At 69.5% G+C, this 24,872-nt stretch carries 14 protein-coding genes and 3 pseudogenes; 9 read left to right on the forward strand and 8 right to left on the reverse strand.

Features of this window, described 5'->3' with window-relative positions:
- Positions 1-12 precede the first annotated feature (12 nt).
- Genes BN159_RS03005 through BN159_RS03020 form a run of 4 tightly spaced genes read right to left on the reverse strand, consistent with a single transcriptional unit; the run spans position 13 to position 4,110 of the window.
- Positions 13-519 (reverse strand): LeuD/DmdB family oxidoreductase small subunit, encoded by a 507-nt coding sequence (locus BN159_RS03005; protein WP_015655418.1) that lies wholly within the window; start codon positions 517-519, stop codon positions 13-15.
- Positions 519-1,772 (reverse strand): 3-isopropylmalate dehydratase large subunit, encoded by a 1,254-nt coding sequence (locus BN159_RS03010; protein ID WP_015655419.1) that lies wholly within the window; start codon positions 1,770-1,772, stop codon positions 519-521. Before BN159_RS03010 ends, BN159_RS03005 begins: the two co-directional genes overlap by 1 nt.
- A complete protein-coding gene (locus tag BN159_RS03015) occupies positions 1,772-2,647 on the reverse strand; it encodes an isocitrate lyase/PEP mutase family protein (RefSeq protein WP_015655420.1) in 876 nt (291 codons plus the stop codon). The genes BN159_RS03010 and BN159_RS03015 overlap by 1 nt, the downstream gene beginning before the upstream one ends.
- A 17-nt stretch (positions 2,648-2,664) precedes the next feature.
- Positions 2,665-4,110, reverse strand: a complete 1,446-nt coding sequence (locus BN159_RS03020; protein WP_015655421.1) for an MmgE/PrpD family protein — start codon at positions 4,108-4,110, stop codon at positions 2,665-2,667.
- Positions 4,111-4,230: 120 nt separating this feature from the next.
- Between BN159_RS03020 and BN159_RS03025 the strand changes: the two genes are divergently transcribed.
- The gene (locus BN159_RS03025) at positions 4,231-4,923 is read left to right on the forward strand and encodes a GntR family transcriptional regulator (RefSeq protein ID WP_015655422.1); all 693 of its coding nucleotides are present in this window, start codon (positions 4,231-4,233) and stop codon (positions 4,921-4,923) included.
- Positions 4,924-4,930: 7 nt separating this feature from the next.
- Here the strand turns inward: BN159_RS03025 and BN159_RS03030 are convergent, their stop codons facing one another.
- A complete protein-coding gene (locus tag BN159_RS03030) occupies positions 4,931-6,340 on the reverse strand; it encodes an MFS transporter (protein ID WP_015655423.1) in 1,410 nt (469 codons plus the stop codon).
- A 189-nt stretch (positions 6,341-6,529) separates the two neighbouring features.
- On the opposite strand from BN159_RS03030, the gene BN159_RS03035 reads away from it, so the two are divergent.
- The 7 genes and pseudogenes from BN159_RS03035 to BN159_RS03065 all read left to right on the forward strand — a co-directional run bounded on the left by BN159_RS03035 (position 6,530) and on the right by BN159_RS03065 (position 19,962).
- On the forward strand, positions 6,530-7,279 hold the full coding sequence (locus BN159_RS03035) for an IclR family transcriptional regulator (RefSeq protein ID WP_015655424.1): 750 nt from the start codon (positions 6,530-6,532) through the stop codon (positions 7,277-7,279).
- Positions 7,280-7,339: 60 nt separating this feature from the next.
- On the forward strand, positions 7,340-7,957 hold the full coding sequence (locus BN159_RS03040) for a TOPRIM nucleotidyl transferase/hydrolase domain-containing protein (RefSeq protein ID WP_041820699.1): 618 nt from the start codon (positions 7,340-7,342) through the stop codon (positions 7,955-7,957).
- A gap of 234 nt (positions 7,958-8,191) precedes the next feature.
- Positions 8,192-11,125, forward strand: a pseudogene (locus BN159_RS03045) (carbohydrate binding domain-containing protein).
- A 138-nt stretch (positions 11,126-11,263) separates the two neighbouring features.
- A complete protein-coding gene (locus tag BN159_RS03050) occupies positions 11,264-12,160 on the forward strand; it encodes a hypothetical protein (protein ID WP_015655428.1) in 897 nt (298 codons plus the stop codon).
- Positions 12,157-14,346, forward strand: coding sequence for a bifunctional serine/threonine-protein kinase/ABC transporter substrate-binding protein (locus BN159_RS03055; protein ID WP_015655429.1), 2,190 nt, complete (start codon positions 12,157-12,159; stop codon positions 14,344-14,346). Before BN159_RS03050 ends, BN159_RS03055 begins: the two co-directional genes overlap by 4 nt.
- A gap of 41 nt (positions 14,347-14,387) precedes the next feature.
- Entirely contained in the window at positions 14,388-16,538 is a 2,151-nt protein-coding gene (locus tag BN159_RS03060; protein WP_015655430.1) for a bifunctional serine/threonine-protein kinase/ABC transporter substrate-binding protein, read from the forward strand.
- Positions 16,539-16,686: 148 nt separating this feature from the next.
- A complete protein-coding gene (locus BN159_RS03065; RefSeq protein WP_015655431.1) occupies positions 16,687-19,962 on the forward strand; it encodes a glycoside hydrolase family 2 in 3,276 nt (1,091 codons plus the stop codon).
- 85 nt (positions 19,963-20,047) lie between these two features.
- Here the strand turns inward: BN159_RS03065 and BN159_RS43620 are convergent.
- A pseudogene (locus tag BN159_RS43620) lies at positions 20,048-20,335 on the reverse strand (AbfB domain-containing protein); the annotation flags it as partial.
- Between the two features lie 108 nt (positions 20,336-20,443).
- On the opposite strand from BN159_RS43620, the gene BN159_RS03070 reads away from it, so the two are divergent.
- The gene (locus BN159_RS03070) at positions 20,444-22,105 is read left to right on the forward strand and encodes an IS1182 family transposase (protein WP_015655013.1); all 1,662 of its coding nucleotides are present in this window, start codon (positions 20,444-20,446) and stop codon (positions 22,103-22,105) included.
- 84 nt (positions 22,106-22,189) lie between these two features.
- On the opposite strand, the gene BN159_RS03075 is transcribed toward BN159_RS03070, so the two are convergent.
- Together BN159_RS03075 and BN159_RS43625 are read right to left on the reverse strand one after the other, a co-directional pair.
- Positions 22,190-23,413, reverse strand: coding sequence for an RNA-guided endonuclease InsQ/TnpB family protein (locus BN159_RS03075; RefSeq protein WP_041818775.1), 1,224 nt, complete (start codon positions 23,411-23,413; stop codon positions 22,190-22,192).
- 178 nt (positions 23,414-23,591) lie between these two features.
- A pseudogene (locus BN159_RS43625) lies at positions 23,592-24,863 on the reverse strand (AbfB domain-containing protein); the annotation flags it as partial.
- Positions 24,864-24,872 lie beyond the last annotated feature (9 nt).

Raw genomic sequence — 24,872 nt, forward strand, 5'->3', positions numbered from 1 at the left:
CCGCCGTCGGGCTCAGGTCGGGACGGGTACGTAGCCTTCGCGGGCGAGTTTGGGGAGGATGCCGCCCGCGGCGAGGATCTCCAGGACAAGCGGGGGCAGGGCTCCGCCCTGGAGGCGGGCGCCGGAGGCGTCGTTCTCGACCCAGCCTTCAGCGACGTCCAGGTGCATGAGGTCGCCGTCCCGGAAGGCCTCGGCGACTCCGGGAACGGTGAGCGCGGGGAGTCCGTGGTTGATGCAGTTGCGCAGGAAGAGTGAGTTGAACTCCTCCGCGACGAGTGCGGCAACGCCGAGTTCCCGGAAGAGCGCGGCCACCGGGCGCGAGGAGCCCAGGCCGAAGTTGCGTCCGGCCACCACGATGTCTCCCGGCTGTACCTCGTCGGTCCAGCCGGGTCGCAGCTCGTAGAAGATGTGCCGAGCGGCTTCGGGTACCGGCAGTTTCATGGCGAAGGCCGGGTACATGGCGTCCGTCGTGACGGAGTCGCCGACGACCCAGACGTGGCCGGTGAGGTGGGTGTCCATCAGTTCCTCGCTCCTCGCGGGTCGGTGACGTGTCCGGCCAGGGCGGAGGCGGCGACCGTGGCGGGCGAGGCCATGTAGATCTCCGCTTCGGGACTGCCCATGCGGCCGGTGAAGTTGCGGGTGGAGGAGGTCAGACAGACCTCTCCAGGGGCGAGCAGGCCCATGTGGTAGCCGAAGCAGGCGCCGCAGGTGGAGTTGGTGACGACGGCTCCGGCGTCGGTCAGGTCCTGGAGGTATCCGGCCTTCAGCGCGTCCGCGTAGACCCGCTGGGAGGCGGGGGTGACCAGGAGACGGACCCCGGGCGCGACCTTGTGGCCGCGTACGATCTCGGCCGCGATCCGCAGATCTTCCAACTGGCCGTTGGCACAGGAGCCGATGAAGCACTGGTTGACCGGGCGCCGCTCGATCGCGGAGACCGGCAGAGCGTTGTGGCTGACCGTGCCGGGGCGGGCGACGTAGGGCTCGAGCCGGGACAGGTCGACGGTGCGCACTGCCGCATAGGTCGCGTCGGGGTCCGGGGCGGCGGCCTGGTAGGTGCCTTCGGGGGCGCCGTGGGCGGCGAGGAAGTCACGGGCGAGATCGTCGATCGGGAAGGTGGAGAAGTCCGCGGATATCTCGGCGCCTTGGGTGGCGATGGTGCGCCGGTCGTTCATCGGGACGGACGCCAGGCCGGGTCCGCCGTATTCGAGGTTGCTGTTGGTGGCGTCGCCGTAGGTGCCGGCGATGTGCAGGAAGATGTCCTTGCCGGAGACGTGGGCGGGCTTGGTGCCGGTGAATTCGTAGCGGATGGTGGGCGCGATCTGGAACCAGGTCCTGCCGGTGCACAGGATCGAGTAGACCTCTGCCGGTCCGAGGCCGCGGGCCGCGGTGTTGTAGGCGCCGCCCGCGCAGGTGTGGGAGTCGGTGCAGGCGAGGATCTCGCCCGGGCGGGCCAGGCCGTTCTCGGCGATGACCTGGTGGCAGATGCCGTGCCGGCCGACGTCGTAGAACTTCTCGATGCCGAAGTCGCGGGCGAAGGCCCGTGCGTGGGTGCCGCCGAGGGCGTCGTGCACGGAAGGCGCCGGTACGGCGTGGTCCATGATGACGGCGACCTTGTGAGGGTCGTTGATCTTCATGGGCTGGACCCAGCTCGTGGCGAACTGGAGGTCGATCATGACGGTCATGTCGACGTCGCAGACCACGGTGTCGCCCGGCCCGACCTGGTCCAGGCCCGCTTTGCGGGCGAGGATCTTCTCGATCATGGTCATGCCCATCAGGCACCGTCCTTGGTGTTGTCGCGGTAGCGCTCACCGACCGCGGACCACTCGCGCAGGCCGACGAGCTCGAACAGGCCCTGGGGCCCGGCGGTGACGTCGGGCATCGTGCCGCCGAGGCGGCCGAGGGCGTCCAGGCCGTGCAGGACGTAGGGGGCGAGGAGGGCGCCGGGGTGGATGGCGATCCGGTAGCCGAGGGCGGCGAGCTTGTCGGGGGCGGTGTCGGGGGTGAGCCCGCCCTGAACCATGTTGATGAGCAGCGGCGCCTGGACCGAGCGGGCGATCCGCTCGATCTCGTCGAGGTTCTCGGGTGCTTCGACGAAGATGACGTCCGCGCCGACCTCGGCATAGTGGTTGGCCCGGTCGATGGCTTCGTCGATACCGAGCGGTGCGCGGGCGTCGGTGCGGGCGATGACCAGCAGGTCGGGGTCGGTGCGGGCGTCGAGTGCCGCGGTCAGCTTGACGGTGAACTCGTCGGCGCTGATGAGTTCCTTGTCGGGCAGGTGCCCGCATTTCTTGGGGAAGGCCTGGTCTTCCAGTTGGATGGCGGCGACGCCGGCCTTCTCGTAGGCGCGCAGGGTGCGGACGACGTTCATGGGTGCGCCGTAGCCGGTGTCCGCGTCGGCTATGAGGGGGACGTCACCGAGCGCTTCGACGACGACGCGGGCCCGTTCGGTCATCTCGGTCTGGGTCAGGAGTCCGATGTCGGGCAGGCCGTAGCCGGCCACGGCGACGCCCGCGCCGGTGAGGTATCCGGCCTTGAAGCCGGTGCGGGCGACGAGTGCGGCGGACAGCCCGTCGAAGACGCCGGGCGCGGTGATGAGTTCGCCGTCGGCGAGGAGGGCGCGAAGCCTGGATCCTGCGGTGGTGGTCATGGTGCTTCCCTGGGGGGTCAGTCGAGGGCGCCGCGCACGGGGGCGGCGAGGAGGTCGACGAGGTCGGTGATGCTGTCCTGGGCTTCGAGGTCCAGCACGAGCCGCTCGATCTCGGCCGAGCGTGCGGGGTCGATCACGCGGGCGGTCAGTGCCCGGTACTTGTCGCGGATCTCGGCGTTGGTCAGGGGGTCGTCGGGCCCCCCGTGCGGCTGGTTCAGCGATCGTGCGACGGTCGTGCCGCCCCGCACGGTCAGCGTGACGCGGGTGTTGTAGCCGGGCTCGGGCCAGGCGGGGTCCTTGGTGTCGTTGTCGAGGTGGACCTCGGTACGGGCGATCAGCTTCCAGGTGTCGTCGGCGTCGATGCGCGCGTCGTGGAACTGTTCGGGCCGGACGTGGCCGTCGAGGAGGGCCACGGCGACGGCGTAGCCGATGTTCATCTGGGCGCCGATGGTCGTCAGCGGTCGTTCGGGAACCCACCAGCCGTGGTGGTAGATGGCTTCGGGGATGTCGATCCGGATGCGCTCGACGCTGTCGGCCGACAGGTGGTGCTCGGCCGCGAGCGCGAGGGCCGCGTCGATGGCGGGGTGGAGCCCGCCCATGGCCGCGTGGATCTTGACGGTGATCTTCTCGGTGTTCCACACCACGCCCAGGTCCTTGGTGATCTGGGCGGCGTCGGGGTGGTGGCCTTCGCCGAAGGTGGCGAGGAAACCGCCGTAGGGGCGCTCGAAGACCCTCTTGATGCCGGTGTAGCCGGCCTCGGCCAGGCCCGCGGCGTAGTAGCCGTTGCGGGAGGCGAAGCCGTGGTGCATACGTTTGGACATCGCTTCGTACTGGGCTGCCATCAGTCCCGCGGACTGTGTTCCGGCGAGACCCAGGGCGTCCTCGAAACCGGCCGCGTCCAGGCCCCGCAGAGCTGCGGCGGCGGCAGCTGCGGCGTGAGTGCCGAACACGGAGCCGGAATGCCAGCCGCGCGCGAGCATCTCGGGCCCGTTGAGGGCGAAGCCGACCCGGGGGCCTACTTCGAATCCGAGGACGGCGGCCCGCAGGAAGTCGGCTCCGGAGACGGCTGCGGTGTGCGAGGCCGTGGACAGCAGGGCGGGCAGCACGAGCGAGGCGCTGTGCAGCGGGGCCCGGGGGAAGTAGTCGTCGAGCTCGAAGCCCTGGATGAACGTGCCGTTGAGGACGGCGGCCGCCGGGGCGCTGGTGGTGCGGCCCCAACCGATCACGGGGGTCTCGCCCGCCCCCTCCATCGCGAGGACCGCCTCTGCGGCCGTGCGTGACCAGGGGAGCTGGGCTCCGATCAGTGCGCAGCCGAGGCCGTCGAGCACGAGGTGTGCGGCTCGCTCCCGGACCTGGGCGGGGATCCGGTCCAGCGTGGTGTCCGCCAGCCACGTCGCGAGCCGGCCGGTGGGGCCGTCGGGAGCGGTGGGGGGACGGTCTGTCGTGGGTGTCGGTGCGGGCACCGAGCTCACCTCCATCAGTGGGCACCCGGGGCGGGTGCCGGATGTACCTGGGTCCTCCAGGGATCCACATTAGAATTTATAACATCTAGTTCTGTCGAATGCCTGGCCTAACATGTCGCCGTGGCCCTCAAACGAACATCCCTCCCCCGCACCGCCGAGGCCGTGGCTCTGGCCGAGCTTCGCGACGCGATCGTCCGCGGGGACCTGCCGCCGGGCACCCCGATCCGGCAGACGACCGCCGCCCAGGAACTGGGGCTGAGCGTGATCCCCGTACGGGAAGCGCTGAAGACCCTGGCCGGCGAGGGGATCGTGCGGTATGTGCCGCAGCGCGGTTACACGGTGACCGAGCTGACGCCGCAGAGCGTGGACGGGATCTTCCGCATCCGGGAGCTTCTGGAGACAGAAGCCGAGGCCAACGCCTCAGAACGGCTGCGGCCCGAGGATGTCGTCACCATGCGCGCCGCCCTGGAGGCGCAGCGTGCCGCGGTCAGGGGCGCCGACGCCCAGGCCGCGATCGCGACCAACAAGCAGTTCCACTTCGCTCTCCTCGATCGCTGTGACAACGAATGGCTGCTGAAGTTCATCCGGCAGCTGTGGGAAGCGCTCGAACCGCACCGCGCGCTGGCCTACCGCCGGGCTGCCGCCGCGGGTGACGCGGCCCGGGGCGAGGCCGTCCTCCGCGAGCACGAGGGGATCGTCACCGCCTTCGAGGCGGGCGACGTCCCGCTGGCTCTGCGTCTGCTCGCGGAGCACCGCACCGAGGGACGCGCCGACTTCCACCGGCTGCTGTCGGTGGACGGGGCGGCCGGATGATCCGCCGCTAGATGCCCTCGAGCGCGACCGCGTTGGTCCTCGGTCCGAGTGCGGCGACCGCCAGGCTCATCAGCGCGATGAGGCTCGCGCAGCCCACATAGACCGCGCCCGCACCCAGATGCTCAAGGACGGGCAGGGTGCAGAACGGCAGGATCGCGGCCACCAGACGGGAGAGCGAGTACGTCCGGCCCAGCGCGGTGTTGCGCACGGCGGTGGGGAAGAGTTCGGCGCCGTAGGCCCGCGAGACGGTGGCGTTGATGACGCTCATCAGGGTGGTGAGCAGTCCGGCCGGGATGATCACCCAGACGGAATCGCCCAGCCCGAACACCGTGCCCGCGACCGCGACCAGGAGCGATGAAGCGATGACCAGGGTCCTGCGCTGGATCCGCTCGGCCAGGTGCATCAGGACGTAGCAGCCGAGCGGGTAGCCGATCGCCGTCATGGCCAGGTACGTCAGCGAATCGACGACGGTGAAGCCTTTGTGCAGCAATACCAGCGGGGCGATCGAGGCGAAGCCGTAGAAGCCGACGGGCCCCAGCGTCTCCATCAGGCACACCAGGAAGGTGCGCTTTCGCAGGGCGGAACCCCAGAGCTTCGGGCGCTCGCCGCCTTCCTGGTTCCCGAGCCCCAGAGCCGGGGCGGCCGGGAAGACGGCGGTGACCGGCAGGCCCGCGGTCTCCTCGATCCGTTCCACTGCGGCCAGGGCCTCGGTCGGCCTGTGCGCGGCGAGCCATCGGGGCGATTCGGGCAGGTTGCGGCGCAGCAGGTAGACGCAGAGGGCGCCCGCCCCGGCCAGCACCATCAGCCAGCGCCAACTGGAGACGCTGGCCAGGGAGTGCGGAAGCCTGGCGGCGAGCACTCCGGCCACGGGTACCGCCAGCATGCCGAGCGCGTAGGCCGTCGCGAGCATCCGCCCTCGTCGGGCGGCGGGCATGAGTTCGGTGAGATAGGTGTCGACCAGGGCGAGTTCGGCGCCGAGGCCGATTCCGAGGAGGAAACGCAGCACGATCAGCTGGGTCGGCCCCTGGGCGCAGGCGGCCGCGACGGAGAGAACCGCGTAGGCGACGAGGTTGATCTGGAACATCCGGCGCCGTCCGATGCGGTCGGCCAGCCCGGACAGCGCGACCGCTCCGAGCAGTTCACCCGCGAAAGTGGCGCTGATCAGCAGGGACTTGTCAGTTGTGGTCACGACCCAGGCGGCCGGCAGCAGGGGGACGAGGAGGCTGCTGAGGGCGACCTCGAAGAAGTTGAAGAAGGAGCCGAGACCGACGACGGCGAGCACACGGCGATGCCATCGGGTGACGGGCAGTCCGTCGAGGCGCTTCGCCACGACGGCTTGCACGTGCTGCGGGTCGGGGGCGCCTGCGATGCCTGGGCCGTTGATGACGGACGGCGGAGGGCCCGATATGTCTGCCATTGTTACATCCGGTTTCATTATCTGTAACCTGGGTTTCATTTTGGGGGCCCGAGGGTGACAGGGGTGTCCGCCCTCGTCAAGGGGCGGGAATGAGGACTGACGATTGCTTGCGGACGGGACCGACGCTGATCTAGCGTTTTAGATAGTGAATGAGGTCCACGAAACTATGAGACCGCGAGGGGTGCTGCCATGACCGAGACCCAGGGCGGGAACACCGCGAGAAGAGCTCTGCGGCTGATCGAGGCCGTGGCCGCGTCCCGGTCGCCGGTCGGGCTGCAAGAGCTCGCCGACACCATGGGGCTGAGCAAGCCGACGGCCTACCGCTTGCTGCGGGTTCTTCAGGAGGAGTCCTACCTCACGCGCGCGGAATCCGGCGGTTACCGCATCGGGACACAGCTCATGGCCCTCGCGGCCCAAGTCATGCCACGCGCCGACGTGTTCGTCGAGGCCCGGCCGACGCTCCAGGCGCTCGCCGGGCTGTCCGGCGAGACCGCGACCCTGCACCTGCGCGCGGGCGACGAGGCGATTTTGGTCCTAGGCGTGGAGAGCAGCCACGACCTGCGCAGAGCCGCACGACTGGGCTCCGCCACACCTCTGCACCGCGGGTGCAGCGGCCAGGCCATCCTCGCCCACCTGCCCGCCCGCGAGGCTTCCGCACTCCTCAAGCGGGCGTCGGAGCACGCGGACACCTCCGAGATCGACCGCGAACTCGGCGCCGTGCGGGCACAGGGGTACGCCCTGTCCGAGGGCGCCAACCATCCCGGGCTGACCGGCATCGCCGCGCCAGTACTGACACCTGCGGGGCAACCGGCCGCCTCGGTGGCCGTATCGGGGCCGTCGGCCCGCTGGACGGCGGAGCGGGCGCGGGAGTTCGCAGACATACTGGCCGAACACTGCAACCGGCTGTCCGGTCTCTTCGCCCCCTCCCTCGCCCAGTGAGCCGTTGACCGACGCCGAATATCGCGTGCCATGGCGTCGGCGGAAGTGCAGACTCGCCTCATGGGCAACCCGCGCACCTTCCAGGACGAGATCACTCGCTGGGCGGCCGGCGGTTCCAGCGGGCCGCTGAGGGAGCTGGCCGTAGGGCTGGAGGTGCGGACGGTGGTGCTGCTGGAAGGCCTCAGTGACGTCGCGGCGCTCCAGGCGCTGACGGCCCGGCAGGGCAGGGATCTGGCCGCCGAGGGCGTGTACGTGGTCTCGATGGGAGGGGCCATGAACGTCGGCCGCTACGCCGGGGTCCTCGGGCGGACGGGCCTCGGGCTGGAGTTGGCGGGGCTGTGCGACGAGCGCGAACGGCCCTACTTCGACCGCGCCTTCGACCGGGCGAGCGCACCGCTCCGGAACGTCTTCGTCTGCGTGGCGGACCTGGAGGACGAGTTCATCCGCGCGCTGGGCGAGGCAAGAGTCGAGGAGATCATCCAGGCGGAGGGCGAAGCGCGCGCCTGGCAGACCTTCGCGCGTCAGCCCGCCCAGCACGGCCGTTCACGGCAACAGCAGTTGCGGCGCTTCCTCGGGACGAAGAAGGGCCGCAAGATCCGTTACGGGACCTTGCTCGTCGAAGCCGTGGACCTCGACGAGGTGCCCGCTCCCCTGGACGACCTGCTCAGGAGCCTGTGACCACTCGCCGTGCCGCACTGCCGTACGGCCAACTGGCGTGCCGGAAAAGCTTGGTGAGGTCTCTTTACGTCGGCTTCATACAGCGGTAACTTCCAGCCTCGCAAGCGCTTGCAGCAATTTTCTGACGGTTCTTGCGCCAGTGTGTGCGGGTCACCTCCTTCTGGCGCGGTGTGCTGACGAGGGAGTCTCATGAAACGCAGTCACGCCCGGCGGCTGAGACGGCCGCTGACGGCGATGCTCATAACGGGCTCGCTGCTGAGCCTGGTGCAAGCCGTGCCGCAAGCAGCCGCAACGGATGTGGAACCGGTCGCGGACTCGGCGGCGAACACGGCGACGGTGTTCTATTACACGAAGACCAGGAACTGGTCCCAGTACAACCTGCATTACGCCCCGGACGGCGGCTCCTGGACCACGGTCCCGGGCGTCGCGATGGAGGCGGCCTGTACGGACTGGGTCAAGAAGACGGTGGACCTGGGATCGGCGAGCGGTCTCCAGGCCACCTTCAACAACGGCAGCGGCACCTGGGACAACAACGGCGGCGTCAACTACGCCCTGGGCACGGGGAACATCACTGTCAAGGACGGGGTCGTCGCCCATTCCGACCCCTGTGCCGACACCGGGACTCCGTCCGACAACACGGCCACCGTCTACTACTCGACCGAGGCGCTCGGCTGGTCGACGGCGAACATCCACTACCAGCCCGCGGGCGGCAGTTGGACCACCGTCCCCGGCATCGGCATGCAGGCCGCCTGTCCCGGGTGGTGGAAGCAGACCCTCGCCCTGGGCTCGGCGACCTCCCTGAAGGCCGCGTTCAACAACGGCAACGGCACCTGGGACAACAACAACGGCGCCGACTACACGATCGCCACCGGCACCAGCACGGTCAAGAACCGCACCGTCGTCCACGACACCGCCGACCCCTGCGCCGCCGAGGAACCAGACACCGAAGCCCCCACCGCACCCACCGAGGTCAGCGCGAGCGCCGACGGGGTCTCGGTCGTCCTGACCTGGGAGCCGTCGACCGACAACAAGGGTGTCGCCAAGTACCAGGTCACCCGGACGGGCGGAAGCAACGGCACGACCGTCACGGACACCGGCTCGACCGTCTTCACCGACACCAACCTGGAGGGGAAGACCGAGTACACGTACACGGTCAAGGCCGTGGACGCGGCCGGCAACGTCTCCGCCGCCTCGACTCCCGCCCAGGTCACGACCGGTGAGAAGCCCGACGCTCCGGCGGCCGGTACCCCGCTGGGCACCGACCCGCGCAAGGACCCCATCTACTTCGTCCTCACCGCCCGCTTCAACGACGGTGACAGTTCCAACAACCGCGGCGGCAGCCAGCATGTGAAGTCGGGCAACGCGGCCAACAACGACCCCATGTTCCGCGGCGACTTCAAGGGCCTGGTCCAGAAGCTCGACTACATCAAGGCCCTCGGCTTCTCCGCCGTGTGGATCACCCCGGTCGTCCTCAACCGCTCCGATTACGACTACCACGGCTATCACGGCTACGACTTCTACAAGGTCGACCCCCGCCTGGAGTCCGCCGGCGCCTCCTACCAGGACCTGATCAACGCGGCCCATGCCAAGGGCATGAAGATCTACCAGGACGTCGTCTACAACCACTCCTCCCGCTGGGGCGCCAAGGGGCTGTTCACACCGACCGTGTACGGCGTCCGTGACTCGGAGTGGAGCTGGTACTACGACGAGAAGAACGACGGCTTCGAGTACGACGGCCTGACCGTCGAGACCAAGAGCGGCAAGTCGTACTACAACGGCGACCTGTGGTCGACGGCCGAGCCGACCGGCAACACCTGCCTCAACTGGGGCAAGCCGACCGGCGGCAAGAGCGCCGAGGGCTACACGCTGTACAACTGCCAGTGGCCGAGCCCCACTTCCGGCATGTTCCCGAGCGCGCTCTACCACCGGTGATGGATCGGCAACTGGGAGGGCGAGGACTCCCGTTCGTGCTGGCTGCACGAGGACCTTGCCGACTTCAACACCGAGAACGCGGCCGTGCAGAACTACCTGATCGGCGCCTACGACAAGTACATCGACATGGGCGTCGACGGCTTCCGGGTCGACACGGCCGTACACATCCCGCGCACCACCTGGAACCGGCGCTTCCTGCCCGCCATCCAGGAGCGCGTCACCCAGAGGTTCGGCGCCGAGGCGGCCAGGAACTTCTTCGTCTTCGGCGAGGTCGCCGCCTTCGTCAACGACAAGTGGAACCGCGGCTCGGTCAACCACTCCGCGCAGTTCTACACCTGGAAGGAGCGCAAGGAGTACGACGCCGACGACGCCAAGGCCGCGCTGGAGATGTACGACTACGAGCAGCAGTTGGGCACCGGCAACCAGCCCACCTCCACCAACGCCTTCCTCCAGGGGAACAGTTACCACACCCCGGACCACTCGAAGTTCTCCGGCATGAACGTCATCGACATGCGGATGCACATGAACTTCGGTGACGCGCACAACGCCTTCTCCAACGGCAAGGACTCGGACGACAGTTACAACGACGCCACCTTCAACGTCGTCTACGTCGACAGCCACGACTACGGCCCCAACAAGTCCAGCGAGCGCTACACCGGCGGCACGGACGCGTGGGCGGAGAACATGTCCCTGATGTGGACGTTCCGCGGCATCCCCACGCTCTACTACGGCTCCGAGATCGAGTTCCAGGCCGGCAAGAAGATCGACTGCGGGCCCGGTTGCCCGCTCGCGACCACCGGGCGCGCCTACTACGGCGACCACCTCGCGGGTGACGTGACGGCGGCCGACTTCTCGAAGGTGGCGTCCGCCGACGGCGCCGTCGCGACAACGCTGGACAAGCCACTGGTCAAGCATGTGCAGCGGCTGAACCAGATCCGCCGGGCGATCCCCGCCCTCCAGATGGGCCAGTACTCCACCGAGGGCATCTCCGGCGGCATGGCCTTCAAGCGCCGCTACACCAGCGGCTCGACGGACAGCTTCGCGCTGGTCGCGGTCACCGACGGGGCCACCTTCACCGGCATCCCGGACGGCCGTTACGTGGACGCCGTCACCGGCGACGTCCGCCAGGTCACCGGCGGCACCCTCACCGTCGCCGCACCCGGAAAGGGCAATCTACGGGTGTACGTGCTCAACGGCTCCGGCCGGATCGGCACCGAGGGCCCCTATCTGAAGTAGGTCGACATCTGAAACAGGTCGACGGAAGCCGTGAGGCGCCCACACACTCCGGGTGCCTCACGGTTGCAATGTGCCAACTGCGTTCCAGACCCGTCGAGTTGGCGTTCGACCCAGATGTGATGCGGAAGACTTCCTCCCATGCGGATGACCGAGTGGAGACCGGTTGTGGCGATGGTGGGGACCCTGTTGCTCGCCGGGTGCACGAGTGGGGCGGACGAGGATTCCGCCGAGGAGAAGCCAACAGGTCCGGCGCGGAGCGCGAACGGGGCGGACGGATCAAAAGAGGCCAGTCCGTCGTCCTCCGAAGCCTCGGCGGCCGAGGACGAGCCGTACACCATGCTCGAAGAGCACGCGCCCCGGACCCGGGCCGAGGCCATCGCGTTCGTGCAAGGGCTCAGCACACCGCCGGACCATTTCGGTGCCGGGTTCCGCAAGGCGCAGCCGTACGAGAGTGATCCCGACGAATGGGCCGTGCTCGACGAGGAGTGCGTGTGGCAGCGGCAGTCGCTGCCCAGCACGGCGCTGGCCAGTCTCACCCGAAAGTTTGAACTTCCGGGCGGCGAGGGCAAGGGGCCGGTGCAGGTCTCCCTGACGATCACCGTGCACGAGGACACCACGGCCGCCCGCCGGGACATGGCCGTGTCCTTGGAGGAGGCGCTGCGCTGCCCGGACCAGCAGCTGAACGCCACCGAGCGGGTGATCGGGCTGTACTCGCGAGCGGATCCGTTCTCCGAGGCGCGCAACGGCGTCACCGACGACGATCTCGTCGAGAGCGGGCAGTTCCGCCACGACGGCACGAAGGACGCGCTGCCCTTCGACTGGTTCAAGTACCGGCTCGGTCCGGTCACCGTGGCCGCGACGGACCGGATCGGGGCGGGCCACAGCAAGGAGGAGGCGAGTGCGATCGCCTCGGACGTGGCGCAGGGAGTCGTGTACACGGCCGCCGAGATCGACAGCATCGGCGGCAACCGGGCACCGGACGGCGCCGGCGGCAAGGACAGTACCGGCGACGACCAGGCGGAGGGCACGCGATGAGTGAGCCGCTGAGCCCCACCGACCCCTCCCGTATCGCCGGATTCCGGCTGCTGCGGCGGCTCGGCGCGGGCGGCATGGGCGTGGTCTACCTCGGGCGCGACGACGAAGGCACCCTCGCCGCGGTCAAGGTGATCCGCGGTGAGAGCACGGATGACCAGGACTTCCGCGCACGGTTCGGGCGCGAGGCCGATCTGGCGAGGCGAGTGAGCAGCCGCTGGGTGGTGCCCGTGCTCGCCGCGGACGCGGAAGCCGACGAGCCCTGGCTGGCGACCGCGTTCGTCCCCGGCCCCTCCCTCGTCGAGGCAGTGGCGGAACACGGCCCGCTGCCCGCCGCCACGGCACGCTCGCTCGGGCGGCGGCTGGCCGAGGCCCTCGCGGATCTGCACGCGGCCGGGCTCGTCCACCGGGACGTCAAGCCCGCCAACGTGCTCCTCGCCCTGGACGGACCCCGGCTGATCGACTTCGGGGTGGCGCGGTCCGAGGACGATACGGCGCTGACGGCTTCCGGCATGGTCGTCGGCAGCCCCGGCTTCCTCTCCCCCGAACAGGCACGCGGACAGACGGCCACCGCGGCGAGCGACATCTTCTCGCTCGGCGGCGTCCTCGCCTACGCCCTGACCGGCCGCCCGCCCTTCGGCAGCGGAGCACCCGAGGCCCTGCTGTACCGCACCGTCCACGACGAACCCGACCTCGACGGCATCGACGACGACTCCCGGACCCTCGTGGCCCGCTGTCTCGCCAAGGAGCCGGAAGACCGGCCCACCGCCGAAGAGTTGCGGGATCTGCTGGCCGAGGACGAGCCGGACGGCACCCTTCGACTCCCCGACCCGGTCGCGCGCATGATCGCCGCGCGGTCCGCCGAGGGCCTCGCGCTGCCCGAGATCGAGCCGACGCACCTCGACGAGTCCGCCACGGCACCCACTCAGGACACGCCCCCGGAGGATCAGCGCCCGAACAGGCGCCGACTGCTGCTGGCCGGTGGGGCGTTGCTGCTCGCGGCGTCGGGCGGGACCGCCGCGGCGCTGCTCGCGACCCGCGACAAGGACAAGGAGCCCGGCCCGTCCCGGCCCGTGTACGTCCTGGGCGTGCATGCCACCGAGGACACGGCGCTCGTCAGCCGGGTCAGCGAACGCGCCGCCCGGCTCGCCGTCGCCCAGCACAACGCCGTCCGCAATCGCGCGTACGACCTGAAGGTACGGGTCCTTCGGGACCGGGGCGACGCGGCCAGCGCCCAGGGCGTGGCGAGCCGGTTCACCGCGGACCGGGACGTGGTGGCCGTCCTCGGGCCCGTCGCCGAACTCCCGATGCGGTCGGCGGCGAAGATCTACGGCCAGGCCGGGTTGACGCATGTGTCGAGCACGACGGGCCAGCAGGACTACTTCGTGACCTCACCCAAGGCGTCCTTCCAGACCGGCGTGGCGCACATCGGGATCGGTGGCTGGATCGCGCTGCACGCCCTGCTCACCAACCAGTTGGTGCGTATCGGTGTGGTCCTGGACCGCTCCGGTGGCACCACCATCCAGGACCAGACGGGTCTGCTCGTGCAGCAGTGGCGGAGCCAGGGTGTCGAGGTGGTGCCCAAGGTCGTGGCCGAGGAGACCGGCGACGGTCCCGACGCGGTGCGCGCGCTGCTCGCCAGTGAGGTGGGCGCCTTCGCCTACCTCGGCCCGATGGACGCCACCGTCGCCGCGGCCCGCCAGCTGGCCGCGGCCGGCTTCGACGGCCCGCGCTGGATGCAGGGTCTGCTTTATGGCACGGACTTCCCCGAGCGCGCGGGAGCCGCGGGTGAGGGCTGGTACGTCGTCAACGCCGTGGCCGATCCGTCCGCCCTCACCACCAAGGCGGCCCAGGAGTTCACCGCCGCCTGGCGCAAGAGCTACGGCGCCGCCCCGGAACCCTATGCCATGGAGGCGTACGACTCGGTTCGTCTGCTGCTCGGCGAGTTCGCGCGCACGGTGCCCGCGCGGGCGGGTGCCCGGCCGAAGCGGGCCGCGCTCAGCGAACGGCTGGCGAAGGTCAAGTACCAGGGCATCGACCGGACTTACACCTTCGGCGCATACAACAACTTCCCCCTCTCCGAGGAGGGCTGGCTGGGCAATACGTATGTGCACGAAGTGCACAACGGGCGCTTCCGGCAAGTCGGTTCGCTGGCCGATCTCCGGAACGCGGGGAATGCTGAAGGCTGAGTCGGGGTCGTCGCTTCAGCCAGTCAGATGGGGGGTGTGCCGTGGATCGGCTGCTGCCGTCCGATCCGTCGGTGATCGGCGAGTACCGGCTGGCGGCCCGGCTCGGCGCGGGCGGGATGGGCGTGGTGTACCTGGCGCGCTCCCCGCTCGGCACCTGGTGCGCCCTGAAGTCGATCCGCGCCGAGCATGCCGATGACCCCGGGTTCCGGGCCCGTTTCCGGCGCGAGACGGAACTCGCGGCTCGGCTCGGCGGCCGCTGGACCGTGCCCGTCCTCGCGGCCGACGCCGAGGCCCGCTCCCCGTGGCTGGCCACGGCCTATGTGCCGGGACCCTCCCTCGCCGAGGCCATCGTCCGGCACGGGCCCTGGCCGACGGCTCAACTGCGCTGCCTGGGTGCCGCGTTGGCCGAGGCACTGGAGGAGGTCCACGGGTGCGGTCTGGTGCACCGGGATGTGAAGCCCGCCAACATCCTGCTGGCCGCCGACGGTCCCCGTCTGATCGACTTCGGCATCGCCCGCGCGGTCGGGGTGACCGCCCTGACCACCGACGGGTCGGTCATCGGCTCCCCCGGCTATCTCTCGCCCGAGCAGGCGCGCGGTCGCACGGTCGGTCCGCCGAGCGACGTCTTCTCGCTGGGCTGCGTCCTGGCTCACGCCGCCACCGGCCGCCCCGTCTTCGGCACCGGCGGCGCGGCCGGCGTCCTGTACCGCACGGTGCACGAGGAACCCGACCTGGACGGCGTACCCGAGGCGCTCGCCGGGATCGTACGGCGGTGTCTGTCGAAGCAGCCGGAGCAGCGGCCGCAGGTCGGCGAACTCCAGGAGTTCCTGGGCCCGTTCGACGAGCGGAACTGGCTGCCGGAGGGGCTGCCCGCGCTGGTGGCGGCGCGTGCGGCGCGGGTGTTGGACCTGCCGGTGCCGCAGGGCACGGTCACCGACGGGGCCCGGGTGGCCGATGTGGCGGATGCCCTGACGCAGACCGCCGAGCCGGCGCCGAGCGCTCCGACGACCCGCCGCCGGGTGCTGGCCGCCGGTGGCGCGGTCCTCGGTGTCGGCACGATCGGTGTGGGCAGTTGGTGGCGCTGGGGCCGCTCCGACCCGAACGGCACCACCGGTTCCGGGAACCTGCCCCGGCACGTGATCGGGCTCCTCGGTGACCGGTCCGACTCGGTGTTCACGGCGCATGAGCGCGGCGCCCGGCTGGCGGTGAGCGAGCACAACGCCGTCGCGGGACGCGCCTTCGACCTGGTCCTGCGCACCGCCGACGACGGCGGCACCGCGAAGACAGCCACCGCGGCGGCCGGGACACTGGCTGCCAACCCGGGCCTGGTCGTGGTGATCGGCGCCGGTACCAACACGACCGCCCCCGCGGTGATGGTGGCTTGTATGCAGGCCGGGGTGGCCCACTTGGTCACCCGGGCCGACAGCAGCGAACTCAACAACGTCAACGTCACCACCACGCTGCTGCTCCGGTCCACGAAGACCGCGGGGCCTCCGGCGATCCTGCAGTATCTGAACCGGGTGGTGAAACCCGCGCGCACCGCGGTGGTCCACGATCTGACCGACGAAGACGCGACCCTCCCCACGGTCCGCATCGTCACCGTGCACAGGAAGCTCAGCGGCGACTCCCGGCTCGAGGACGTCGCCCCGGGCCAGGGCTTCGACAGGACGGCCCGACGGATCGCCGACCGCGGCGACGACGCGGTCTTCTTCGCGGGCATACGTCCCGACCGCGCCGCCGCCTGTGCGCGCGCCCTGCGCCGAGCGGGGTACCGCGGACCGTGCGTGGCGGACGAGCACGTGCTCGGCGCCCGGTTCCTCGCGGCCGGAGACGGCTGGATGATCGGCACGGGGTACACGGACCCCGTCGCCGACCCCCGTATCAAGGCGTTCACCGCCTCCCACCGCGCCCGCTTCGGCGCCGCCCCCGCGCCCTGGGCGGCCGAGGCGTACGACGCCGTCCGCTTCATCGCGTACGGTCTGACCGCCGCGGGCGACGAGGTCCGGACCATCCTCCGCTCCGAACTCCTGCGCCGCCCCTGGCAGGGCATCACCCGCAGGGCCAGCTATGACCTCGACGACCAGTTCTTCGAAACGGGCGAGGACTCGGGTGAGTTCCTGTACCGGGTGACCGACCGTGCCCTGCGGTTCGTGAGCCGCGCGGACGACATCGGCGGGGCCGCCACGAACTAGCGAGTGCCGAGCGCCGGTTGACGGCGCGAGAGGTCTGGACAGCTTCCTGAGGCCGTGTTGTCATACCGCTGTCGCAGGATTTCCAACGTTGAAAAGGTCGTGCCGGCCACCCCCACCCGGTCGCGGCCTCTGCACGAGGAAAGGTTCCATGACACGACACCGCACCCGCCCGAGAGCCAGAATGTGGGCGCTGCTCGCCGCAGCCGCCCTCACCCTCCCCCCGATGGGGCTGATGCCCACCGCGACCGCCGCGGAGCAGCCCAGCACCGCAACCGCACCCTCCGCCGCTGAGGCCGCCGTCCAGACGCACGGCCTGAAGGGCGAGTACTTCAGCATGTCCGCGCCCGGCGCACGCGACTTCGCGGAGCTGGGCGGCACCCTCCTCGACCCTCAGATCAACTTCTCCGGACTGACCAGCACCTTCGAGGAGTTGACCGGCCGGACGGAACACACCACCGCGCGCTGGACGGGACAGCTCACGGCGCCCGCCACCGGCGACTACACCTTCCACGCCATCGGCGACAACGGCTTCCGCCTGTACATCGACGGCGAGCCCGTCATCGACCACTGGGTCGGCGACTGGGACCGGGAGCAGACCAGCGCCGCCGTACGGCTGACGGCCGGTGAGCCGCACGACTTCCGCCTGGAGATGTTCCAGGACACCGGCGGAGCCAACATGTTCCTGCGCTGGTCGACACCGACACTTCCCAAGCAGCTCGTGCCGATGTCGGCGTTCACCCCGCCGGCCGACTTCGAGGTGTACCCGGTCGAACCGACCGTCGCCGCGGACGGCAAGCGGCTGCGCCTGCGCTTCGACGGCCGCGTCGGCAACCTCCAGGCGGTCAAGGACCATCTGAAGATCGAGGCCGATACGACCGCGATGCCCATCGGATCGGTCGCCCCCTACCCCGGGGACACCTCGTCCCTCCTCGTCGCCCTCTCCGAGCCGATCCAGAAGAACCAGCTCGTCAGGGTCTCCTACGACGGAGCGGGCGGCCTCACGGTCGGCGGCGAGAGCGTGCCCAAGGTCATCCGGTACGCCGAGAACGCCTCCACTCACCGCCTCACCACCCAGTGGGGAGACGCACTCGACAAGCAGCATCCGCTGCCGGAGTACCCGCGCCCGCAGCAGGTGCGCGCCAACTGGAAGAACCTCAACGGCCCTTGGCAGTTCAGCGCCGCCGAGGCGGGCGAGCAACCGGTCTTCGGCAAGAGCCTCGACGAGAAGATCATCGTGCCGTTCCCCGTCGAGTCCCAACTCTCGGGCCTCGAACGGCACGAGGACCACATGTTCTACCGCAGGCTCGTCGAGGTCCCGGCGAGCTGGAAGGTGGGCAAGAGCGACCGGGCCAACCGGCTCAAGCTCAACTTCGGTGCCGTGGACTACCGGGCCACTGTCTATGTCAACGGCACGAAGGTCGCCGAACACACCGGCGGCTACAACGCCTTCAGCGCGGACATCACCGACGCGCTCAAGGGCACAGGTCCGCAGGAGATCGTGGTCGCGGTGACCGACACCGGCGGTGCCAACCAGCCCATGGGCAAGCAGTCCACGAACCCGGGCGGCATCTTCTACACCCAGACCTCCGGCATCTGGCAGACCGTGTGGATGGAGCCCGTCGCCGCCGCCTCGATCGACGACATCGTTGCCACGCCCGACATCGACACCGGCACGCTCGCCGTGAAGGTCGGCTCCGACGACGCCTCCCCCACCGCCCGTGTCGAGGCCGTGGCCCGCGACGCCCGCGGCAACATCGTCGGCCGGGTCAGCGGAGCGGCCGACAAGCAACTCACCCTGCCCGTGGCCAAGCAGCACCTGTGGACGCCGGACGACCCCTACCTCTACGACCTCGACGTGAAGCTCACCGACGGCGGGACCACCGACCGGGTCGGCAGCTACTTCGGCATGCGCGAGGTCGGCATCGAGAAGGTCGGCGGCTTCAACAAGCTCGTCCTCAACGGCAAGCCGGTCTTCTCCCTCGCCACCCTGGACCAGGGCTTCTGGCCCGACGGTCTGTACACCGCGCCCAGCGACGAAGCCCTCGCCTTCGACCTCAAGGCCCACAAGAAGCTCGGCTTCAACGCCGTCCGCAAGCACATCAAGGTGGAACCGGCCCGCTGGTTCTACCACGCCGACAAACTGGGCCTGCTGGTCTGGCAGGACTTCGTCTCCGGCAACATCACCGACGAGACCGGCCAGAAGGCCTTCGTCGACCAGGGCAAGGAGATGATGCGGCAGCACCACAACTCGCCGTCCGTCATCGGCTGGATCGTCTTCAACGAGGGCTGGGGCGAGTGGAACCGCGAGGAGACCGGCCGGATCACCGAGTCGGTGCAGACCCAGGACCCGTCCCGCGTCGTCAACGCGCACAGCGGAGTCAACTGCTGCAACTCCAAGGGTGATTCGGGCAAGGGCGACATCATCGACCACCACGACTACAACAACACCGACCCCGCCTTCCCCGACGAGACACGGGCCGCCATGGACGGCGAGCACGGCGGCTTCACTCTGCGCACCCCGGGCCATATGTGGCCGGGCGCCCCGACCGTGATCTACAGCGGTGTCACCACGAAGGAGGAGCTGACCCGCAAGTACGTGGAGAACACGGAGCAGTTCTATCTCGCCCAGGCCGGCGCCGAGCTGTCCGGATCGGTGTACACCCAGATCACCGACCTGGAGAACGAACTCAACGGCCTCTACACGTACGACCGTCGCGACATCAAGGTCGACCCGGTCCGCGTACGGGACATCAACCGCAAGGTGATCGCCGCCGGAGCCGCCGCGGGCACCCAGAAGCCGCTCACGGGCGGCGGGCACTGGAAGCTCGATGACGGCGCGGGCACGACCGCGAAGGACGAGGGCCCCAACGACCAACCCCTCACCCTTCGCGAGGGCTCTTCCTGGATCCCCGGAGTCCACGGCACCGCGCTGAAGTTCGACGGCCAGAAGCAGTACGCCGAGACCGCCGGACCGGTGATCGACACCGCGGGCAGCTACTCGGTGGCCGCCTGGGTCCGCCTGGACCAGCTCCCGGGCAACTACGCCACCGCGGTCAGCCAGGACTCCCGCGCCACCGCCAACTCCTTCTACCTCCAGTACGGACACGGCGCCTTCGCCTTCAGCACCCCCGGCGAGCGTCGCGCCCAGGTGCCGACCACCGTCGAGACCGGCCGCTGGTACCACCTCGTCGGCGTCCGGGACGCCACGAGCAACCAGATCCGGCTCTACGTCGACGGCGAGCTCGCAGCAACCACCACCGGCGGCCCCGCCTACCCGAGCACCGGCTCCCTGACCGTGGGCCGGGCGCATTGGGACGGCTCGAACGTCGACTTCTGGAACGGCGCCGTCGACGAGGTCCACGCCTTCGACAAGGCGCTCACCTCTGAGGAGGTGGGCGGCCTCTACGGCGACGAGAAGCCCTGACCCTTCGTCTCGTACGGAACGGCCCCGGTGGCGGGAGGTCAACTCCCGCCACCGGGGCCGCATTTGTCACCAGGAAGGTTCGGGCTCACGGAGCCCAGGGCGCCTCCACCGACCAGGTCGTGTCCTCGGTGAACAGGGCGGGGTTGTCGTAGGTGTGCGTACCGCCGGGGGTCGTCAGCCACAACTCGGCGTTGTAGTGGCGCAGATACTGCTCGGGGAAGTTGTACGCGGACAGCCGGATGCCGCCGTTCGCGCCGCGGACCGCGCAGAAGGTGGCATCGGCGCGGAACAGGTCGGTGTTGCCGGACTCCTTGTAGACGCGGTAGTCGCGGTGGCGCAGATACTCGCCGGGGTAGTTCCGCGATTCGAAGCTTTGACTTGCTCTCCGTCCTGAAGGACTCCGTTGGGAAAGTCGTGATTCGGGCGGGGCCGTGTCGTTCGTCTTGTTGATGGCTATGGTCGTTGGCGGGATGGGGGCGGGATGTCGTTGGAGTCGCGGTCGGATGACGGGGTGCCTGAGCTGACGGCTCGGGTGGTGCGGGCCTCGTTCCCGAAGGGGACCTTGGCCATCCGGATTCGTGAGGCGCTCGGTGTGCTGTTCACGGATGAAGATTTCGCCGCCGCCTTCCCCGACCGAGGCCGGCCCGCGATCTCGCCGGGAGCTCTGGCTCTGGTGTCGGTGCTGCAGTATGCCGAGGGTCTGTCCGACCGGCAGGCCGCTGACCAGGTGCGGGCCAGAATGGACTGGAAGTTTTTGCTGGGGCTGGAGCTGGATGATCCGGGGTTCGACTTCACCGTCCTGGGGGATTTCCGCTCCCGTCTGATCATGCACGGGCTGGAAGAGCGGGTCCTGGAGGCGATGCTGGCCCGGCTCTCACAGGCCGCGCTGCTGAGGGCCGGCGGTCGGCAGCGGACCGACTCCACTCATGTGCTGGCCGCGGTGCGCACGCTGAACCGGATGGAGTTCGTCGGCGAGACGCTTCGGGCGGCGCTGGAGGCGCTGGCCGCGGCAGCCCCGGACTGGCTGGCGCCGTTGATCAGCTCCGCGTGGGTGGAGCGATATGGGAACAAGGTCGACAACTACCGTTTCCCGAAGGGGGAGAACGTCCGCCGGGAATGGGCCGAGCGGGTCGGCCGGGACGGGTTCGCTCTCCTGGACGCCATTGATGGGCCGACCGCTCTGGCCTGGCTGGGTGAGGTCCCCGCAGTCCGTGTCCTGCGCCGGGCCTGGGCAGAGCAGTATCACCGGGACGGGCAGGGGGTGCGCTGGCGGGAGGGCAAGGACCTCCCGCCGGCCAGAGACAGGCTGTCCTCGCCGTATGACACCGACGCCCACTACGGCATCAAGCGCGGGGCGGGCTGGTGCGGATACAAGGTCCACCTGAGCGAGACCTGCGAGCCAACCACACCGCACCTGATCACGAACGTGGAGACCACCAACGCCACCGTCAACGACACCGAGGTCACCACAACAATCCACCAGCGCCTGGCCGGACGCGGGCTTGGGCCGCGCGAGCATGTGGTGGACGCCGGATACGTCACCGCCGCCCACATCCTGGCCGCACGTGAGGACCACGGCATCGACCTGGTCGGACCCGTCGGCGCAGATACCCACCACAACGAACGTGACCCGCAGGCACCACACCTGACCCAGGCCGCCTTCACCACGGACTGGGACGCTCGGAAGGTCACCTGCCCCCAGGGAGCCTCCAGCGTCAGCTGGTCCCAGCAGCGCAAGGCCAGCGGGACCCCGCTCGTCCGGGTGCACTTCGCGCTCGCCGACTGCGATCCTTGCCCGCTGAGACCGAGGTGCACCAAGGCAGCCAACGGCAAATGGGGCCGCAGCCTGACCCTGCTGCCCCGCGAGCAGCAGCAGATCCTCGAAGAACGACGCGCTGAGCAGCAGACCGAGGCATGGAAAGAACGCTACGACGTGCGAGCCGGGGTGGAGGGCACCATTTCCCAGGCCGTCCGCCGCACCCACCTGCGACGCACCCCCTACCGAGGCCAGAGCAAAACCCACCTCGCGAACATCCTCTCCGCCACCGCCCTCAACCTCACCCGCGTCGACGCCTGGCTGAACGACACCCCACTCGGCACCACCCGCGTCCCCCACCTCGCACGACTCACCCTCGCGGCATAACCGACCCCAGGAGCCCGCTTCGTCGATTTCCCAACGGAGTCCTGAAGGAGGGAGATTCTGGCCTGCTCGCTCGGTGCTGTGCCGCTACGCGGCACCGGCATCGCGCGGGCTTCCAAGGCTTCCTGCTTCATCGTGCTGTGCCAGAACAGGTTCTGGTCTTACCTGCACTCCACAGGCCGTCACCGCCAGTCCGGCGGCCGATCTCACATTCATTGCGGCATTGTGGTCCCGGTCGTGGACCGTGCCGCAGGCCGCGCAGGTCCGCTCCCGCACATGCAGGGGCTTGGGACCGTCACGGCGACCGCAGGCGGAACACACCTGACTGGTGGGCTCGAACCGGCCGACCTGGACCAGGGTCCGTGCATACCGCTTCGCCTTGTACTCCAGCATGCTGACGAACTGGGCCCAGCCCGCATCATGCACCGACCTGGCCAGCCTGATGCGCGCCAGTCCCGCCACCGACAGGTCCTCCACGGCGATCCCTTGGTTCTCGGAGATCAGCCTCGTGGAGAGCTGGTGGTGGAACTCACGGCGTGCATCAGCGACCTTGGCGTGGGCGCGGGCGACCTTCACGCGGGCTTTCTCGCGGTTCTTCGATCCCTTCTGTTTGCGGGACAGCTCCCGCTGGGCCTTCTTCAGTTTCTTCTCCGCGCGCCGCAGGAAGCGCGGAGAGTCGATCTTCGTGCCGTCGGAGAGGACCGCGAAGTGGGTCAGGCCGAGATCGATGCCGATGGTGCGGTCGGTTCCGGGCATCCGTGCGGCGTCGGCTGCCGGGTCGGTGTCGATGACGAAGGAGGCGAAGTACCGTCCTGCCGCGTCCTTGATCACGGTGACGGACGAGGGCGTGGCGGGCAGGGTGCGGGACCACTTCACCTTCACCGCACCGATCTTCGGCAGGTTCAGCCGGCCGCCGTCGGTGATGTTCCAGCGGGCGTTGGCAGTGAACCGGATCGACTGCCGGGCATCCTTGCGGGACTTGTACCGCGGCGCACCCGCCTTCGGCCCCTTGCGTGTGCCTTTGAGTGAGGCGAAGAAGTTGCGGTAGGCCGTCTCGGCGTCGCGCAGGGACTGCTGGAGCACGACTGCGGACACCTCACCCAGCCAGGACCGCTCGCTCGTCCGTTTGGCCTCGGTGATCAGGGCGCGGGACAGCTCCCCGGCCCTGGGGAACGGCCGCCCGGCCCTGCGGGCGTCCTCCCGGGCACGCACCGCGTCGTTGAACACGACGCGGGCGCACCCGAACGCCCTTGCCAGCGCTGAGCGTTGACCGGGCTCCGGGTACAACCTGAAGGCGAACCGAAGCTGCATGCGAAGATCGTACGAACGAACCACACCCGCCGTAATCGGGAACACTCGTTCCCCGCCTCCCCCTCGCCGGTGACCGCACTGTCCGGCTCCGCCGGAACGACACCGCGACGCTCCGCGCCGCAGGCACGACATGCGCTTCACCACCGGGCTGAACCCGATGCACTGCGAATGAATCCCGGTAGCAGGTGTTGTTGGCCAGGCCGGGGACGATCTTCCAAGTCGCGTCGTTCTTCACCAGGGCGTCGCTGCCGCTGCCGACGACCTCCGTGAAGACCGCGCCGTCCCTGTGCCGCACATACCGGTCGGTATAGCCGGGCGTCGTCACGCGCAGGGACCGGTACTGGCCGGTGGGCAGGGTGACCGGGGTGGTCGAGCCCTGGGAGGCGTCGATCAGCGCGCGGTTGGCGGCCCGGACCCTGGCCTCGTCGACCTTCACGACTTGGCGGTCATAGGTGAGCAGGCCGTTGGCCTCGTTCTCCACGTCGGTGATCTCGGTGTAGACGGACGCGGACAGGCCGCGGAGCATGCGCACCTCGCGGATGGCGTCCAGGAGGCCGACGAACCGGTTGTTCAGGTGGGCGAGGTCCGGCTGGTCCTCAGCGCTGAAGCCGCCGCCGGGATATCACTCATGGCCCGGGACCTTGTACCCCAGTCCGTCGAACTCGCCGGGCACGGCGGCTCGGGTGGGACTGGGCACGGTGGTGCCGGGGCCGACGTAGACATGGTGGTCGAGGAGGTCTCCGTTGCCGCCATCGACCGCGCCGCAGCAATTGATACCGCTCATGTTGTCGACGAGCCGGGAGGGGTCGTAGGCCTTGACCTCGTTCGCGATGCGGGCCTGGTCGTACTGGCACCAGCCCTCGTTCTGGTTTGACACACACCACCAGGGAGGACGAGCTGCGGTGCTGGTCGATCACGCGGTCGTACGCGGCCTCCCACTGGACGCGGGCCGCGCTGTCGGGGGTGCGCAGGTCCATGGACGGCATGTCCTGCCAGACCAGCAGGCCGAGCCGGTCGGCCCAGTAGAACCAGCGTTGCGGCTCCACCTTGATGTGCTTGCGGACCAGTTCTGTGTGATCTTGCGCTGGATGCCGGAGAGCGCGGACTCCGCGACGAACGGGACCCGGATCTGCTCGGTGAACGAGGCGGGCTGACCGGCGTCGGCCGGGGTGACCGCGAAGTCCCAGATGCCGTTGAGGTTGGCCCAGTCGGGGCGGGTGAGTTGCGGGCGCGGATACTCCGGCAGGGGGTGGTCGGTGGGGACCTGGTTCGTCCACGGTGTGGTCATCGGCGAGGGCTTCGGGGTCCACGCCTGCGGGGCGGCGGCCGCGGTTCCGGTGGCCGTCAGTGCCGTACCGGCCAGGGCGAGGACGGCCAGTGCGGTGGTCGCCCGTCGCACCGGCCGTCTCAGCCAGGCCAACGGGCCATGGCGTGCGGGTACTCGACGCATCGTCACTCC

Origin of the sequence: Streptomyces davaonensis JCM 4913 (assembly GCF_000349325.1) — a bacterium.
Taxonomy (GTDB): Bacteria; Actinomycetota; Actinomycetes; order Streptomycetales; family Streptomycetaceae; genus Streptomyces; species Streptomyces davaonensis.

Bases quoted from the DNA above. Each gene is read 5' to 3' on its own strand.
- BN159_RS03005 (WP_015655418.1), bottom strand. From the start codon at position 519: ATGGACACCCACCTCACCGGCCACGTCTGGGTCGTCGGCGACTCCGTC.
- BN159_RS03010 (WP_015655419.1), bottom strand. From the start codon at position 1,772: ATGGGCATGACCATGATCGAGAAGATCCTCGCCCGCAAAGCGGGCCTG.
- BN159_RS03015 (WP_015655420.1), bottom strand. From the start codon at position 2,647: ATGACCACCACCGCAGGATCCAGGCTTCGCGCCCTCCTCGCCGACGGC.
- BN159_RS03030 (WP_015655423.1), bottom strand. From the start codon at position 6,340: ATGGCAGACATATCGGGCCCTCCGCCGTCCGTCATCAACGGCCCAGGC.
- BN159_RS03035 (WP_015655424.1), top strand. From the start codon at position 6,530: ATGACCGAGACCCAGGGCGGGAACACCGCGAGAAGAGCTCTGCGGCTG.
- BN159_RS03040 (WP_041820699.1), top strand. From the start codon at position 7,340: ATGGGCAACCCGCGCACCTTCCAGGACGAGATCACTCGCTGGGCGGCC.
- BN159_RS03050 (WP_015655428.1), top strand. From the start codon at position 11,264: ATGCGGATGACCGAGTGGAGACCGGTTGTGGCGATGGTGGGGACCCTG.
- BN159_RS03055 (WP_015655429.1), top strand. From the start codon at position 12,157: ATGAGTGAGCCGCTGAGCCCCACCGACCCCTCCCGTATCGCCGGATTC.
- BN159_RS03065 (WP_015655431.1), top strand. From the start codon at position 16,687: ATGACACGACACCGCACCCGCCCGAGAGCCAGAATGTGGGCGCTGCTC.
- BN159_RS03070 (WP_015655013.1), top strand. From the start codon at position 20,444: ATGTCGTTGGAGTCGCGGTCGGATGACGGGGTGCCTGAGCTGACGGCT.
- BN159_RS03075 (WP_041818775.1), bottom strand. From the start codon at position 23,413: ATGCAGCTTCGGTTCGCCTTCAGGTTGTACCCGGAGCCCGGTCAACGC.